The 15,117-nt window shown below is 66.2% G+C and carries 16 protein-coding genes; 7 read left to right on the top strand and 9 right to left on the bottom strand.

The features are described 5' to 3' along the window. Positions 1 to 21 precede the first annotated feature (21 nt). The 3 genes from YM304_RS08125 (at position 22) to YM304_RS08115 (ending at position 3,012) form a co-directional block, all read left to right on the top strand. Positions 22 to 2,388: a beta-propeller domain-containing protein gene (locus YM304_RS08125; RefSeq protein ID WP_154723366.1), complete on the top strand. Its 2,367-nt coding sequence runs from the start codon at positions 22 to 24 to the stop codon at positions 2,386 to 2,388. 76 nt (positions 2,389 to 2,464) lie between these two features. Then, positions 2,465 to 2,683, top strand: a complete 219-nt coding sequence (locus tag YM304_RS08120) for an antitoxin MazE family protein (protein WP_015441180.1) — start codon at positions 2,465 to 2,467, stop codon at positions 2,681 to 2,683. After that, positions 2,680 to 3,012: a type II toxin-antitoxin system PemK/MazF family toxin gene (locus tag YM304_RS08115; RefSeq protein WP_015441179.1), complete on the top strand. Its 333-nt coding sequence runs from the start codon at positions 2,680 to 2,682 to the stop codon at positions 3,010 to 3,012. Before YM304_RS08120 ends, YM304_RS08115 begins: the two co-directional genes overlap by 4 nt. 123 nt (positions 3,013 to 3,135) lie before the next feature. On the opposite strand, the gene YM304_RS08110 is transcribed toward YM304_RS08115, so the two are convergent. From YM304_RS08110 to YM304_RS24670, 3 genes are all read right to left on the bottom strand, one after another. After that, positions 3,136 to 3,789, bottom strand: coding sequence for an FMN-binding negative transcriptional regulator (locus YM304_RS08110; protein WP_015441178.1), 654 nt, complete (start codon positions 3,787 to 3,789; stop codon positions 3,136 to 3,138). Between the two features lie 167 nt (positions 3,790 to 3,956). Continuing rightward, the gene (locus tag YM304_RS08105) at positions 3,957 to 4,778 is read right to left on the bottom strand and encodes an EamA family transporter (protein WP_015441177.1); all 822 of its coding nucleotides are present in this window, start codon (positions 4,776 to 4,778) and stop codon (positions 3,957 to 3,959) included. Continuing rightward, entirely contained in the window at positions 4,778 to 5,350 is a 573-nt protein-coding gene (locus tag YM304_RS24670; RefSeq protein WP_015441176.1) for a helix-turn-helix domain-containing protein, read from the bottom strand. The genes YM304_RS08105 and YM304_RS24670 overlap by 1 nt, the downstream gene beginning before the upstream one ends. 22 nt (positions 5,351 to 5,372) lie before the next feature. Between YM304_RS24670 and YM304_RS08095 the strand changes: the two genes are divergently transcribed. From YM304_RS08095 to YM304_RS08080, 4 genes are all read left to right on the top strand, one after another. Then, positions 5,373 to 6,080, top strand: a complete 708-nt coding sequence (locus YM304_RS08095; RefSeq protein WP_015441175.1) for a B3/B4 domain-containing protein — start codon at positions 5,373 to 5,375, stop codon at positions 6,078 to 6,080. Positions 6,081 to 6,364: 284 nt separating this feature from the next. After that, complete coding sequence (locus tag YM304_RS08090) at positions 6,365 to 6,616, top strand: type II toxin-antitoxin system ParD family antitoxin (protein WP_015441174.1); 252 nt, start codon at positions 6,365 to 6,367, stop codon at positions 6,614 to 6,616. Continuing rightward, a complete protein-coding gene (locus YM304_RS08085) occupies positions 6,613 to 6,936 on the top strand; it encodes a type II toxin-antitoxin system RelE/ParE family toxin (protein ID WP_015441173.1) in 324 nt (107 codons plus the stop codon). Before YM304_RS08090 ends, YM304_RS08085 begins: the two co-directional genes overlap by 4 nt. Before the next feature lie 139 nt (positions 6,937 to 7,075). Continuing rightward, on the top strand, positions 7,076 to 7,525 hold the full coding sequence (locus YM304_RS08080; protein WP_015441172.1) for a hypothetical protein: 450 nt from the start codon (positions 7,076 to 7,078) through the stop codon (positions 7,523 to 7,525). Positions 7,526 to 7,719: 194 nt separating this feature from the next. Here the strand turns inward: YM304_RS08080 and YM304_RS08075 are convergent, their stop codons facing one another. The 6 genes from YM304_RS08075 to YM304_RS08050 all read right to left on the bottom strand — a co-directional run bounded on the left by YM304_RS08075 (position 7,720) and on the right by YM304_RS08050 (position 15,030). After that, on the bottom strand, positions 7,720 to 8,964 hold the full coding sequence (locus YM304_RS08075; RefSeq protein ID WP_015441171.1) for a glycosyl hydrolase family 18 protein: 1,245 nt from the start codon (positions 8,962 to 8,964) through the stop codon (positions 7,720 to 7,722). After that, on the bottom strand, positions 8,961 to 9,728 hold the full coding sequence (dapB, locus tag YM304_RS08070; RefSeq protein ID WP_015441170.1) for a 4-hydroxy-tetrahydrodipicolinate reductase: 768 nt from the start codon (positions 9,726 to 9,728) through the stop codon (positions 8,961 to 8,963). The genes YM304_RS08075 and dapB overlap by 4 nt, the downstream gene beginning before the upstream one ends. Positions 9,729 to 9,840: 112 nt before the next feature. Then, a complete protein-coding gene (locus tag YM304_RS08065) occupies positions 9,841 to 12,315 on the bottom strand; it encodes a polyribonucleotide nucleotidyltransferase (protein WP_015441169.1) in 2,475 nt (824 codons plus the stop codon). A gap of 274 nt (positions 12,316 to 12,589) precedes the next feature. Next, complete coding sequence (rpsO, locus tag YM304_RS08060) at positions 12,590 to 12,847, bottom strand: 30S ribosomal protein S15 (protein WP_015441168.1); 258 nt, start codon at positions 12,845 to 12,847, stop codon at positions 12,590 to 12,592. A 157-nt stretch (positions 12,848 to 13,004) separates the two neighbouring features. Continuing rightward, positions 13,005 to 13,955, bottom strand: a complete 951-nt coding sequence (locus YM304_RS08055; RefSeq protein WP_015441167.1) for a bifunctional riboflavin kinase/FAD synthetase — start codon at positions 13,953 to 13,955, stop codon at positions 13,005 to 13,007. Between the two features lie 79 nt (positions 13,956 to 14,034). Then, on the bottom strand, positions 14,035 to 15,030 hold the full coding sequence (locus YM304_RS08050) for an LLM class flavin-dependent oxidoreductase (RefSeq protein WP_015441166.1): 996 nt from the start codon (positions 15,028 to 15,030) through the stop codon (positions 14,035 to 14,037). Positions 15,031 to 15,117 lie beyond the last annotated feature (87 nt).

Below are 15,117 nucleotides of genomic sequence, written 5' to 3'. Positions count from 1 at the left end.
CGCGTGTGATTCGATGAAACGATGATCGGGCGACGTCGCAGCGGAGTGGAAGACGCTCCCGACGACCTCGACTCGATCTGGGCGACCGACTCGATTCCGATCGACGACGGCCCCACCGAGTTCGACTGGTCGACCTCGGCTGCCGAACCCGACCCTGCCACCACCGCCACCGAGGTGCCGAACCGACGTGGCAAGGTGATCGGCGCTGGCATCGCAGCTGCGTTGTTGCTCGCCGTGGGCGCCATCGTCGTCTGGCCGAGAGGCGACCAGGCTGCCGACGAGGCCGATGACACGCCCGACGCCACCCCGACGACGTTGAGCACGCTGCCGGAGTCCGAGGTCACCACCATTCCGGAGGCCGAGTTCGAGATCATCGACCCCGATCTCGCCCCGTCGACCGTGCCGACCACCGAGACGTCGCCCGGCGCACTCGATCCCGAACTCGGTGCCGGCGAGGAGCGACCGAGCTCGATCGAACTCCCCGTCGAACTCGCCGCATCGACCACGCCGACCGAAGTGGTCGTGGCGACCTCCGAGGGACTCGTCACGCTGTCGATTCCGTCGGGTCGCGTGCGCTACGACGATGGCCTGCCCACGCGATTCGGAGGCGGCACGATGGTCGTCGCCCCCGACGCCGCCGCCCTGCTCGATGGCAACGACCTGCACATCTTCCAGCGCGATGGCATGTTGCTCGAGATCGACGACGTCGCCGGCAACACGGGCGGGTTTCTCCGCGGCTGGACGGTCGCGGACGATGGCACCACTCGATTTCAGATGATCAGCTACGGCGAGTCCGGTGACGGCGTCGAACTCGAGATCGACGTCTTCGGAACGGTGACGCCGACCACCGGCAGCGGCACCGACCTGGCCTACGACTTCGTCAGGTCGAGCGGCGGCCGAATCCTCAACGACACCGGTGGCGTGTATCGAATCGGCGACGACGGCGCAGCGGTACGCGTGTCGACCGGACGGGCGTTCGCCGCGAACGGGAGTCACGTACTCGCCCGCGAGTGCGACGACGCCCGCGTGTGCGAACTCGTCGTCCTCGACCTCGACAGCGGAGAACGTCGCGTCGTCCCGACCGACGAGGTCGAGCTCGACAACCTCTACTCACTCGACCTCGCCCCCGACGGCACTGCGGTGGCGGTCGATCGTGACGGCGACGACGGTGTCAGCGGCTTCGTCAAGGAGATCATCGACTTCGACCTCGGCGTCGTCGGATCGATGCCGGGCTCTCCGATGTTCACCTCCGGGTCGAGTTGGACCGCCGACGGCGGTGGAGTCATCGGCCGTCGTCGCGGTGGCGGCGGCCTCGTCTACCTCGATCGCGAGACCGGCACGACCGCTGACTTCGGGGTCGACCTTTTCGACAACATCGTCGACTTCGGCGTCCGCTACCCCGACGCCGAACTCCCGCCGCAATCGTCCGACCCCGCGGCGCGCGCGATCACGCTGAGCGAGGCGGTCACCGTGCCGACCGGTCTCGATCTCGTCGTGCTCGGCGAGGGCGACCGCATGGCTCACGTCGACCTCGATGGCCGCACGGCAACACCGTGGTCGGTGCCCGACCTCGGCGCTGGATTCCCCGAGATCCACGTGAACGGGCCCCAGGTCACGGTGGCCGCCGCGTCGACCGGTTTCACCTCGGTGCTCGGCGAGGCCACACAGATCGACACCGACGGCACTCCGCTCCCCGGCGCTCCGCGTTTCACCGGGCCGCTGGCGGGCACCGTCTGGGCGCCCACCGACGACGCCGCGGCGGGTATCGACCATCGTCTCGTCGTCATCGGCCAACTCCCGGCGATCGACGGTCCGGAACTCTCGGTACCCAACGCGACGCTGCTGGGATCCGACGGCGACGGCGGCCTGCTCGCGTCGATCGGCGGCGACATCTTCGCCGTCACCACCAAAGCCAGTTCCCGGCTCACCTCCGGCGAACTGTTGGCTCTCAACGGCAACGTGGTGCTCGAACGCGTCTGCCCCGAGGCACTCGCGTGTGCGGTGTATCTCGTCGACCGCACCACCGGAAACTCCACGTCGATCAGCGCTTCACCGATCGACGACGCGGTGCCGCATCGGCCCGAGCGGTTGGTCCCCGTCGCCGGCACGATTTCGCCCGACGCGACCGCCGTCGTGATCGAGACCTCCGACCCATCGGCGGCCACGCCGTGGGCGGTCGTCGACCTGCGGAGCCAGACGGTCACCTCGCTTCCGCCTCCCGACCTCCGTCAGCCGATGCTGTGGAACGAACTCGGCACCTATCTCGCCTTCCTGTCGGAGGGCAACCTGTACGTCTACGACCGAACCAACGCCCGCGTGAGCCGCGTGCAAGGGCTCGGTTCGGCTCGGGCGATCGCCGCAGTCGGCGACGATTTCGTCGCCGAGTGACGCTTCACGGAACGATGCCCCGCTCGATCCAAACGGCCTGTTGCGTTGAGAGGAGCGTTACATGTAACGTCCTGGTATGGCTCGTCAACGTTCGACTTCGGCAAGTGCGGTCCGCGTGCGCGCTCATCGCGAGCGGCTCCGCGCGCAGGGCTTGCGGCCAGTTCAATTCTGGGTGCCCGACGTCCGATCACCCCAGTTCGCACAGCAAGCCCACGATCAATCGCTCGCCGTTGCCACGAGCGGCCAGGAGTCTGATGATCAAGCGTTCATCGACGCCCTCGGCGACGAAGAGTGAGGCGCGGCGAGATCTGGACCGCGGCCGCCGGGAGCGGGTACGCCGGCAAACCGCGACCGGTCGTCATCATCCAAGACGATCTTTTCGACGCGACTGCGTCGGTCACGGTCTGCGCGTTCACCACCGACGACACCGATGCTCCACTGTTTCGAATACCTGTCGCCGCCGACGAGGCGACCGGAATCCGCCAACCGAGCCGGCTCATGATCGACAAGATCACGACCGTTCCTCGTGCGAAACTTGGCGAACGGATCGGCCGACTATCCGACGACGACATGGCCAGACTCGCACGATCGGTCATCGTGTTCCTCGGCCTCGCAACATCGTGACCAGCGGCGAGCACCCGCACGATCTGGACGGGGTCGCCCGATCGGATGTGCCGTACCTGAGCGGGCTGATGTGTTCGCGTGGAGCGCCGATATGGGCGCTGCGGGGACGGGTTTGATCCACAGCTATCGGCCTTTTTCGCGCATTCGATTCGAGGTTTCGATGGCGCCGTGGTTCTGTGACCTGGCGAGTCCGTCGATGACTCCGAGGCGGTCCTGCTCCGGGCGGTTCTGGCTCAGCTTCTGTTTTGCTTCGACGCGTTCGACATGAAGTTCGATCCCGACGATCGCTTTGAGTTGTCCATCGATGAACGACGCCGGGGCGTCGGACACCGCCCACGGTTCAACCAGTTCGGGGTCATCGACCCGACCCTCGTTCTCCCGGGTCAGATCCTCGACGACCTTCCGCTTCCAATGGGCATCGTGGTGGATCTCGACGACTCCGTGGAGATGGATCAACTCGTAGTTCGACGTGGGCACGACCTGGCCGTGTTCAGCCTTCGACGGGTACCAGCGTGGCGACACGTACGCATCGACGATCGGGACGATCAGGAGAGCCTGGCGGCCATCGATGTCTCGCCAGTGGGGATTCGCTTTGGCGAAGTGCGCACGGGCCAGCGAGAGTTCGTCGTCGACGACGAATGGGAGGGCAGTCGCGGTCAGCCGTGGGCCGTCATCGGCGTCAAGGTGGTGGGAGACGAGGTGACCGAACCCGGCGCGTCGGATCGCTTCGGTGATGTCCGGGCGGGTGCCCATCTCGAACGCTACGGGTGTGTACATGCTCGGACCGTAGTGTCGCGTCGCGGGCCGGTGGGTCGTCGATCTCGGTGGCTTTCGGAGTGCTGCTTGCTGCACGCTGCGAGTTGCGTCTCGCTGGTCGAGCGTGCGTCGCCGGCCGGTGTCGGGCTGCGGGGATCGTGTGTGGGGTGCATGAGGTTTCGAAGAGTTCAGCTGAGGAGTGCGGCGGCGGTGACGGCGAGCGCGAGGCCGAGGGATTGTTTGCGGTCGAGTCGTTCGTTGAGGAAGATCACGGCGAGGAGCACGGTGGTGGCCGGGAAGAGGCTGACGAGCGCCCCGACGATGGCGAGGTCGCCGTCGAGTGTGGACCACAGGAAGAGACCGTTGGCGGTCATGTCGAGTGCGCCCGCTGCGACGGCGATGCCGACGGTCGATCTGTCGGGTGTTGGCGGTCGGGTAACGAGGGTGGCGGCGAGGAGCACGGTGACCGAGGTCGCTCTCGCCATGAGCAGCGGCACGGCCCCGGCGTCATCGGGGGTCTGAGCAAGGAGCACGAAGAACGTGCCGAATCCCAGGCCGGCTCCGACGCCGAGCGCGAGTGGTCGCCGGGACGCGCCGGCCAAGGCGATGTCGCCGCCTGCCACGAGCCACACCGCGACCGGGACCACACAGATCCCGACGAGCGCGATCATCGCCGGGCGATCACCGAGCGCCACACCGACGATCACGGGAACCGCTGCGGCGACCACTGCGCTCAGTGGGCTCACGAGGCGGTTCGGTCCCTCGGCCAGACCCTGGTAGAGAAGCAGGAGCCCGGCGAGGCCCGCGAGTCCTCCGGCTGCGCCCCAGGCGACGGCCTCGATGGACCAGTCCCCGTCGATCGCGACGACGAGCACGACGGCGAGAGCGGCACCTGCGAGGTTCGTGATCAGCGTGACCGCGACGACGGCTGCTTTGCGGGTGGCGAGTCCGCCGAGGAAGTCGGCGACACCGAACGTGCACGCTGATGCGATGGCGAGCAGAGCGGGCATCAGCGGCCGGCGGGGCTGTCGATGGGATCGAACACGGCAAGGTGGAACTCGGCGGCACCGTCGGCGACACTGCGGTATCCGTGGTCGACGTCGGCAGCGAAGATCAGTGACTGGCCAGTATCCACGGTGTGGGTCTCGCCGCCCTCGATGTCGACCTCGACTCGACCGGAGTTCACGATCAGCGCTTCGAGGCTGCCGGCGCTGTGCGCGTCGGATCGTTTCGACTCACCGGGCTCGAGTCGCCAGACCCACATCTCGAGCGGCCCCATCCCCACGAGGAGTCGCGCCGCGCTTCCCGCATCGGTGGACCACAGCACCGCAGCAGATCCGTTGTCCGTCTGCAGCACCGCGTCACGGGAGCCGGGAGCCTGCGCGACCAGGTTGGTCAGGTCGATTCCGAACCCGTTCGCGATCGACAGCAGCGTCGACAGCGACGGGTTCGCCGATCCCGATTCGATCTGCGTCAGCAGACGCCGACTCACCCCTAGCCGGGTTGCAGCGCGATCGAGCGACCAACCCCGCTCCTTGCGTTCCGCACGCACGACCGCACCCACCGATGCACTCACTTCCATGTCGGGCACTATAGTGCCCGACATGGTGCAACATGCTTGGTCAGAAGTAGATCTCGATGAGTGGCTCGCAGCGGTCAGCATCGACCAAGCGATCTTCGATCTCCGTCCCGACTACTGCGCAGGGCTCATGGTCGTGGCCGGCATCAGCGCCGGTCCCTCCGATACCGATAGTGATCACTGGCTCCAAGCAGCCGATTCGTGCGACATCGATCTCGATGATGAACACCTCGAACACTGGCGAGACACCTACCGGGCGTTCGGCGCCAAACCGAACCGCACACGACCGAGCGCTGACGCACTGTCGCGACGTGCCCAAAAGAATGGGCTCCCACGGATCAACAAGATCACCGATACGTACAACGCGATCTCGCTGCTCCAACGAATTCCCATCGGCGTCGAGAACCTCGACGCCTACCTCGGCCCGGCACGACTCGTTCGTGCCGAAGGCACCGAGCAGTTCCACACGATCAGCGACGGGCTCAGCGTGGTGGAGCATCCCGAGCCCGGTGAGCCGATCTGGCGCGACGACACCGGCGTCACCTGCAGGCGATGGAACTGGCGCCAAACCACACGCACCGCCATCACCGACGCCACAGCCGACGCACTCTTCATCGTCGACGCACTCGGGCCCAATGCACACCAACGTGCCATCACCGCCATCGACACTCTCCGAACCGCACTGGCAGCAGACACGCCGTCCGCCACCAGATACATCGACACCACCAACTGACGACAGCCTCCACAGCACAGAATAAGTCGCCCAGTACCGGAGGAGGCAGCGAAGGATCCGGCACACGCGCGGCCGAGCCCGAGCCGCGCCCGGCGCGTATTGACGAGCGAACTGAGCGCAAGGAAATCGGTCCATACGGTGGTCGGCTTCCGGTGGGGGCGTCGGGCGTTATCGAGCAACCGACCGAGCGCGTACGTGCCGTTAGCGATCGGTGGGAGCACTCCCTGAGGGCTGTTGTTCTGAGCGTTGTTGACAACGGTTGATAGAGAGAGCAGACTTGATCCATGAGTCGAAACACGATGAGCTTCGCACTCCCGGAGAACATGCGGGACTACATCGACGCGCGAGTCAGCGACGGGAGCTACGGCAACACGAGCGAATACCTTCGCGAGTTGATCCGCCGCGACCAGCGCGAGCAAGCATCTCAGCGACTCAGAGATCTGATCGCCGACGGGCTCGCATCCGGCGACGGCCGCGAAGCAACCGATGACGTGATCGACGAACTGCGCAAGCGAGCACTCGGCACCGACGCGTGACACGCCCGATCCTTCGCCCGCGAGCCGAGGACGATCTCGTCGAGCGAACCCGGTACTACCGAGCCGAGGGCGGCTCGGACCTCGGCGAACGATTCTTCAATACAGCAATCGGTGCGCTCGACGCAATCGGACGGATGCCTGGCGCCGGCTCACCGCGGGTGGGCGAAATGTGCGGCATCGATGGGCTCCGAGTCCGCCGAGTCCCGGACTTCCCGTGCGGCTGGTTCTACTTCGTCGCCGGCGATCGTGTCGATGTCGTCCGCCTCCTCGACGATGCACAAGACATCGCAGCGATCCTCGCCGATATCGAGCAGCCGTAGCGACCGGGACGTGCCGTACTGCTCGGGTCCGGGGGGCGATTCTGCTGTTGTGCGCCGACGCAGTCGTGCCGGACTTGAGGTTGGCCTGCTCGAACGCTGCACGCTCGCGTGTAGACAAGAGCGATGACCGGGTAGCGGAATGCTCGTCCTCGTCGCGTTCGTGGCGGTCTCGTACGGTTGTAGCGAGTCGGATGACGCCGAGCGGCCTGACGGCGTTCCTCCCGGGTTCATCGTCTGGACCGAACCGATTCCCGATGCCCTCGACGCGCCCGTCGACGGCGTCGTCACCGTGTCGCAGAACGGGTGCGTCTTCGTCCGCGGCTCACCCGACTCCGCACAGGAGCCGGCGATCTGGCCGTTCCGGACCACGTTCGACGGCTTCGTGATCCGGACCGCAGAGGGAGTCGAGATCAGAGACGGTGATTCGGTCCAGGGCGGCGGCGGCGAAGTTGAGTTCGAGTTCGAGTACTACCTGGAGAACACGACGCTCGCCGTCGATCTCGACCTCATGGTCGAATGCGGTGGTCTCGACGGCGACCGCATCACAGCGTTCAATCCGACACAACCGATCGCGGTTGTCACCGAGTGATCTGAACAGCCTGTGCGTTGTCCGTCAGGATCTCGGGCACGCATATCGACGGCGGCAGATGACGTCCGGACCCGTCCGGGAACCGGCAATCTGATCACCGGCGGGTGTCCCATAACGTGCAGCGATTACCCGCGTCGTCGCGTCTCCGGAGTGCCGATGAGAGGCGCCACGAACGTTGCCTCACGCGGCACTCGTCAGCTGTCGACGGTGGGCAGGATCGCCGACCACACGTCGGGGTCGTCGAAGCCGAACGCCCACAGCGCCACGCCGTCGAGACGAGCTTCGCGGGCCATGTCCATGCGGAGTCGCACCCCGTCGGCGTCGACATAGTGCACGCGCCGCGTCTGCAAGCAGGTGGTGGTGCCATCGGTGATCTCGAGTTCGTAGCCGAAGCTCCACTCCCCCGTCACCGAGTCGAACTCCGGAGTCGCACCTCGCCGCTCGATCAGTTCGTCGACCGTGCGGTTGTTGACCGTGGTGACGCCAGGGACCTCCTCACCCTCCGGGCACTCCCCATCCACCGACACCGGCCAGTTGCGGCCGTACGCCGCCAGGCCGAGCACGACCTTCTCCGGGTCGCCGGTCGCTTCGACCACGCCGTTGATCGACCGTTCGACGAACGCCAGCGGAGCGATCGGGCCGGGCTCACCGACCGAGAAGTCATACGCCATGACACGGATGCGATCGACGTACGGCGCGATGGCACCGTGGTCGTAGACCCAGAAGCCGCTGTCGGCGGTCTGCTCGGCGTCGTACACCGGCGGGATGCTGACCGTGAGGGTGCGGCCGTCGTCGTCGAGTCGTTCGGAGAGTTGTCGGACGAACGCGACCCAGTTCGGTCGGGTGGTCGCCCAGGTGTCGCGCCCGTCGGAGAACGCGAACTGTTCGTAGTCGAGGTCGAGACCGTCGTAGCCACCCGCCTCGGCGAACGCGACCAGCGCGTCGACGTGCGCGGTTCGGGTCGTCGGGTCGGCGATGATGGCGGCCATCTCACCGGCCGGCAGTGCGTCGACGATGGAGGGAACGATCGCTGCGTCGGTCCGTGAGATCGCATCCATGAACGCTGCGGTCGCCTCGGAGTCGGCGTTCTCGTCGACGGTGATGGCGTCGACTCCGGTTGCTGCGTACCAGAACGGCGAGATCTCGCGCATCGACGGCACCCGGAGCGGCGCATCGACGAGGGAGCTCTCGAGCGTCCAGTAGGGCGCCCAGGCGTCGAGCGGGATCTCGGGCTTCGGCGGCAGCGGTGCCGCGGTGTCGTCGTCGCCGCTCAGCAGCAGTCCGATGCCGAACACGGCCAGCGCGAGTGCGATCAGCCCACCGAGGATCGCGTACTGCCTGGTCCGACTGAGTCGTTCGACCGCCCCGGTGATGCTCTGGGTGATGTCGATCTCGTCGGTGATCTGTGGGGCGTCGTCGGGCCCTGCGTCGAGGGTCACGTGAGGAACGGGTCGAGGGAGAGGGTGAGGCCGGGGTGCTCGGCGATGTGCTTGCAGGCGAGCACGACGCCCGGCATGAAGCTCGATCGGTCGTAGCTGTCTTGGCGGATCGTCAGCGTCTGCCCGTCGGCCCCGAGGATGACCTCCTGGTGGGCGACCATTCCCTCCATCCGGATGGCATGCGCCCGGATGTTGCGCGGCCCGAGGCCGCCACGAGCGCCCGGGTAGATCTCGACCTCGGTGGGGTCGCTGGCGAAGTCGTCGGTGCGAGCCTCGGCCATCCGTTCGATCGTCTTGACCGCGGTGCCCGACGGCGCGTCGATCTTGCGCATGTGGTGGAGTTCGACCACCTCGGCGGTGTCGAACCACGGCGCGGCCATCTCGGCGAACCGCATCATCAACACGGCCGAGATGGCGAAGTTCGGGGCGATCAGGCAGTTGGGGCCGGTCGGCCCGAACGTGGTCTTGTAGATCGCGAGGTCGCTGTCGGTGAATCCGGTGGTGCCGACCACCGCGTGGATGCCGTGCATGCCGAGCCACGGGATCGTGTCACGGGCTGCTTCGACGACCGTGAAATCGACCACCACGTCACACTCGGCCTCGGCGAAGGCTTGCAGCTGGGGAGCCAGTTCGATCCCTTCGACGACTGCGCCCGCGCCGTTGACGTCGACGCCGGCGACCAACTCGAGGTCGGGGTCGGCCGCCACGGCTGCACACACGGTGCGGCCCATCTGTCCTGCTGCACCGTTCACACCGACTCGCATCGACCCGAGCGTAGTCCCGGACGCGACGGGGCCGGCGGCTGCCGAAGCAGTTCGCCGGCCCCATCGACCGTTCATTCGGTTGTGACGTCGCTGACGTCAGCGATCACCGTGATCAGCGGTGACGACGACGGCTTCCGCCGCCTCGGTTGCCACCGTCGCGGTCGCCCTTCGGACGATCGCTCTTCGGGCCGAGGTCGCCGAGCTCGTCGGCGAGTTCGGCGTCGAAGCTGTCTTCGAAGCTGACTTCGACGACGTCGGAGGTCGTCGTGCTCGACGAGCCCGAGTCGCTGCGCTTGTCGCCGCGGTCACCACGATCGTTGCGGTCGTTGCGGCTGCGACGCTCACGGCCGCCACCCGAGTTGCCGCCACCGTCGGACGAGGAGCCGGCGTCGCCGCCGTCGCCACCGAGGGGGCTCGTCGGGGTGAGGCTGACCTTGCCCTTGTCGTCGATCTCGTCGACCTTGACTTCGATCTCCTGACCGAGTTCGAGCACGTCATCGACGCTGTTGATGCGACGTCCGCCACCCATCTTCGAGATGTGGACGAGACCGTCACGACCCGGGAGGATGTTGACGAACGCACCGAACTTGGTGATGTTGACGACACGGCCCATGTAGACCTTGTCGAGCTCGGCCTTCGGCGGATCGACGATGTTGAGGATCGCCATCTTGGCTTCCTCCATACGCCACGCCTCGACCGCACCGATGGTGACGATGCCGCGAGCGCCGTCGTCGTCGACGCCGATGTCGGCTCCGGTCTCCTGCTGGATCGTGTTGATGACCTTGCCCTTCGGGCCGATGACCTCGCCGACCTTGTCGAGCGGGATGTAGATCGTCGTGATCTTCGGCGCGGTGTCGGCCACCTCGGAGCGGGACTCCGGAATGGCGGCGTTCATCACGTCGAGGATCGTCAGGCGAGCGACGCGAGCCTGAGCGAGCGCGTCGGACAGCACGTCGGCAGGAATGCCGTCGATCTTGGTGTCGAGCTGCAACGCCGTGATGGCGTCTTCGGTGCCGGCGACCTTGAAGTCCATGTCACCCATGGCGTCCTCGGCACCGAGGATGTCGGTGAGCGTGACGTACTTGCCGTCTTCGTGGATGAGGCCCATGGCGATACCCGACACGTGGCTCTTGACCGGCACGCCGGCGTCCATCAGCGAGAGGCTGGAGGCGCAGACCGAACCCATCGAGGTCGAGCCGTTGGAGGCCATGACCTCGGAGACGAGGCGCAGCGTGTACGCGAAGTCTTCCTGGTTCGGGATGACGGGCAGGACGGCACGGGCGGCGAGCGCACCGTGGCCGATCTCGCGGCGCTTGGGCGAACCGACACGGCCGGTTTCGCCGTTGGCCCACGGCGGCATGTTGTAGTGGTGCAGGTAACGCTTCTCGTTGTTGGGGTTCAACGAGTCGATCATCTGGTTCATGCGGGGCATGGCCAGCGTCAGCACGTTCATGACCTGCGTCTCACCACGCTGGAACAGGCCGGAGCCATGAGCGGTGGGGAGCACGCCGACTTCGGCGGTGACTTCGCGGAGATCGCCGGGCGCACGGCCGTCGATGCGGATGCCTTCGTCGAGGACACGACGACGCATGACCTTCTTCATGAGGCTGCGAACGGCTTCCTTGACCATCTTGCTCTGGCCGGGGAACTCGCCATCGTCGCCACAGAAGTGGGCGACGGCGTCGGCGGCGACCGCGTCGACCGCTGCGTTGCGCTCGGCCTTGGCCGAGATCGTGACGGCAGGCTTCATGGCCTCGGTCGAGAACTTCTCCACGGCGTCCATGATCTCGGGGGTGTAGTCGAGGACCGGGGTCCACGACATCGGCTCGATCGGGCCGTGGGTGGCGATGACCGATGCGACCAGCTGACGCTGGAGCGCGATCGATTCCTTGATCCACACCTTGCAGGCCTGGAGGGCGTCGCCGAGCACTTCTTCGGTGACCTTCTTGGCGCCGTCTTCGTAGTAGTAGAAGGCGTTCTCGGAGCCACCGGCTTCGACCATCATCACGGCGACGTCACCGTCGTCGAGTTCACGGCCGGCGATGACGATCTCGAAGGTGCCGTTCTCGGCTTCTTCGAACGTGGGGTGCGGGATCCATTCGCCCTCTTGGCTGTAGGCCATGCGGACGGTGCCGAGCGGGCCGTCGAACGGGATACCCGAGATCATGAGCGCCGCCGAGGCAGCGTTGATCGAGAGCACGTCGTGCGGGTTGACCTGGTCGGCGCCCAGCACGGTGGTGACGACCTGCGTCTCGTGGCGGAAGCCCTCTGGGAAGCTCGGGCGGAGCGGACGGTCGGTGAGGCGGCACGTGAGGATCGCGTCCTCGGTCGGGCGGCCTTCACGACGGAAGAACGAGCCGGGGATCTTGCCGGCGGCGTACGCCCGCTCCTCGACGTCGACCGTCAGGGGGAAGAAGTCCATGCCGTCGCGCACGCTCTTCGCGGCGTTGGCAGTGGTGAGAACCTTCGTCCCAGCGATGGATGCCACGACGGCACCCTGCGACTGGGGGGCGAACTTGCCCGTCTCGAAGGTGAGTGTCTTGTCGGTCCCAGAGATGGGTCCGGACACGGAAATGGCTTCAGCCATGATGTTTCCTTTCGATCACGCGGCACCCTGCCGCGTGGCTTCTGTGCGGAGTCAGCCGACCGGTTCCCAGTTGTCCACCGAGATCAACAGTCAGATACTCCACGACAGCGACTCAGAGTCGGCAACCAGCGCCTGTACTCCGTCGACCGGACGATCCGGTCAGGTCGCAGTGTACCGAGTCCGCACCAAACCGTGCGTGATGCCCGAAACCACCCGAAAACGAGAAACGGCCGCTCCCCGAAGGGAAGCGGCCGTTTCCAGAGTCGTGTCGCTGTCAGCGGCGGAGGCCGAGGTCAGCGACGATCTTGCGGTAGCGCTCGACGTCGATGCCCTTGACGTAGTCGAGCATGCGGCGACGACGACCGACGATCATGAGCAGACCACGACGGCTGTGGTGGTCTTTCTTGTGCTTCTTCAGGTGCTCGGTGAGGTGCGTGATGCGCTCGGTCATGAGCGCGATCTGCACTTCGGGCGACCCGGTGTCGGTGTCGTGGATCTTGTTCGCGTCGATGGTGACAGCCTTGTTGGGCATGTGACTCGTGCCTTCCGGTAGTGAAATGGAGGTCGCAGTTCGGCGATGTCGCCGAATCTGCATCGCGCCTGCGCCAGCGATTCGTGCAGCGAACTACCGAACCAGCCCAAACGGACCGTGTGATGTTATCGGTTCCGTGGAGAATGCGCGCTCGGCGCTATCGAACGTCGATGAGCAGGGTGCGAGCGTGTTCGGTGTCGGCACGCAACTGCTCGATCAGGGCGTCGATGCCGTCGAACTTGCGCTCACTGCGCAGGAAGTGCGTGAAGCGCACGATCGCCGGCTCGCTGTAGAGGTCGCCGTCGAAGTCGAGGAGGTGCGCTTCGAGCAGCGAGGTCTCGGCGTGCTCGTAGAACGTCGGGCGTCGGCCGAGGTTGATGGCGCAGTCGTGCACGGTGCCATCGGGTCGTTCGTATCGGCCGGCGTACACGCCGTCGGCCGGGAGGCACAGTCGGTTGGGCACTTCGACGTTGGCGGTCGGGAAGCCCAGCAGGCGGCCGCGCTGATCGCCCTTGACGACCTGGCCGCGGACTTCGTAGGTGTGCCCGAGCATTTCATTGGCGCGCGAGACGTCGCCGCCGGCGAGGGCACGGCGGATCGCCGTGGAGCTCACCGGTTCGTCCACCCCGTCGGCTCGCGGGAGCAGTTCGAGCCCTTCGACCGAGAAGTCGTGTTCGGCTCCGATCTTGCGCAGCAGGTCGACGTTGCCTTCGCGGTTCTGACCGAAATGGAAGTCCTCGCCGACGACGATGACCGCCACGTCGAGGTGGTCGATGAGCACTCGCTTCACGAACGACTCGGGGCTCTCGGCCGCCTGCTCTTCCCCGAACGGCACCATGACCACTGCGTCGACGCCGGTCGCTTCGAGCCGGACGAGTTTCTCGGCCGGGCCGGTGAGCAGCTTCGGCGCCGACTCCGGGCGGACGACGAACGCCGGGTGTTGATCGAAGGTGACCACGACGCTCTTGCAGCCGCGTTCGGCCGCCACGCGACGCACGTGGTCGATCACCGCCTGGTGGCCGACGTGCACGCCGTCGTAGGCGCCGATGGTGATGACCGTACGTTCGCCGGGAAACGCGGGTGTCGATTGGTCGTTGATCAACTGCATCGGACCGAAACGCTAGCTGCCAGCCCTGGGGTGGGCACAACGGCGGTCCGAAATGCCTGCACCCCAGAGCCGGCCGGCGTCACATCGCGTCGACCTTGGGCATGATCTCCTCTTTGAGACGCTTCATGTCGTCGAGCGTCTTCGAGACGGGCACGTCCTGGAACGGAGGCCAGAACAGCGGCATCGTCAAGCCGGCTTCCTTGAGTCGCTTGAGGTTGTCGGTGATCTGTTCGGCCGTGCCGATCAAGATGTTGCTGCCCTTGCCCATCGGTGTCTGATCGCTCTTCTCGTCGGTGATGACGAACCAGCACATGCTGGCGATCTCGAGGTCGTCGATCGAGTGGCCGCCGTCGACTTCGTCGAGTTCACGCTGGATCGCGGTGCGCCAGGTGGTGAGCTCCTCGGGCGTGTCCTGGATGCCGATCCAGCCGGAGAGGTTGTACTTCGCGACGCGGTTCGCGGCCCGCTTCGGGTCCTTCAGACCACTGAAGAAGATCGGCGGGTGCGGATCATTCTGGATCGGCTTGGCACCGAACCCACAGCGATCGAAGTCGGCGAACTCGCCGTGGTACTCGAACACGTCGTTGGTCCAGATCCCCTGCAGGATCTCGACCGTTTCACGCACGTGCTTGTTGCGCTTCGGGTAGATGTGCGAGGCGCTCGATGCGGCGAACTCCTCGGGCATCCAGCCGGCGCCGAGACCGACGTTCAGGCGGCCGTTCGACAGGTGATCGACGGTGGCGAGTTCGGCGGCGAGCACACCGGGCGAACGGTACGGGGTGTCGGTGATGCTCATGCCGATCCGAACCTTCGAGGTCTTGGCGGCGAGCCACGGGATGAGCGGCCAACCCTGGTACCACTGGCCGCGGGACGAGACGGGCAGTGCCTTCGGGAAGCCTTCCATCCGGCCGAACGCGTGCTCGAGCTCTTCGCGATCCGATGCTTCGGGCACCACGATGCGGTCGAGCGTCCACACCGAGTCGAAGTCGAGGTCTTCGGCGAGGCTGGTGAGGTCTTCGAGTTCCTTGACGGTCACCTCGTCACGGAAGTTGGGGAGGTAGAGCGCCAGCTTCACGAGCGACCTCCTCGATCGGCCTGCCGAGACTCGACGGTGTCCGGGTTGGTGTCCATGATGATGCTCCTCACTCGATGACCTGCGCCG

Source organism: Ilumatobacter coccineus YM16-304 (genome assembly GCF_000348785.1).
Classification (GTDB): domain Bacteria; phylum Actinomycetota; class Acidimicrobiia; order Acidimicrobiales; family Ilumatobacteraceae; genus Ilumatobacter_A; species Ilumatobacter_A coccineus.
This window is presented reverse-complemented; position numbering and strand designations above follow the sequence as displayed.

Bases quoted from the DNA above. Each gene is read 5' to 3' on its own strand.
- YM304_RS08125 (WP_154723366.1), top strand. From the start codon at position 22: ATGATCGGGCGACGTCGCAGCGGAGTGGAAGACGCTCCCGACGACCTC.
- YM304_RS08120 (WP_015441180.1), top strand. From the start codon at position 2,465: ATGGCTCGTCAACGTTCGACTTCGGCAAGTGCGGTCCGCGTGCGCGCT.
- YM304_RS08110 (WP_015441178.1), bottom strand. From the start codon at position 3,789: ATGTACACACCCGTAGCGTTCGAGATGGGCACCCGCCCGGACATCACC.
- YM304_RS08105 (WP_015441177.1), bottom strand. From the start codon at position 4,778: ATGCCCGCTCTGCTCGCCATCGCATCAGCGTGCACGTTCGGTGTCGCC.
- YM304_RS24670 (WP_015441176.1), bottom strand. From the start codon at position 5,350: ATGGAAGTGAGTGCATCGGTGGGTGCGGTCGTGCGTGCGGAACGCAAG.
- YM304_RS08095 (WP_015441175.1), top strand. From the start codon at position 5,373: ATGGTGCAACATGCTTGGTCAGAAGTAGATCTCGATGAGTGGCTCGCA.
- YM304_RS08090 (WP_015441174.1), top strand. From the start codon at position 6,365: ATGAGTCGAAACACGATGAGCTTCGCACTCCCGGAGAACATGCGGGAC.
- YM304_RS08080 (WP_015441172.1), top strand. From the start codon at position 7,076: ATGCTCGTCCTCGTCGCGTTCGTGGCGGTCTCGTACGGTTGTAGCGAG.
- dapB (WP_015441170.1), bottom strand. From the start codon at position 9,728: ATGCGAGTCGGTGTGAACGGTGCAGCAGGACAGATGGGCCGCACCGTG.
- YM304_RS08065 (WP_015441169.1), bottom strand. From the start codon at position 12,315: ATGGCTGAAGCCATTTCCGTGTCCGGACCCATCTCTGGGACCGACAAG.
- rpsO (WP_015441168.1), bottom strand. From the start codon at position 12,847: ATGCCCAACAAGGCTGTCACCATCGACGCGAACAAGATCCACGACACC.
- YM304_RS08055 (WP_015441167.1), bottom strand. From the start codon at position 13,955: ATGCAGTTGATCAACGACCAATCGACACCCGCGTTTCCCGGCGAACGT.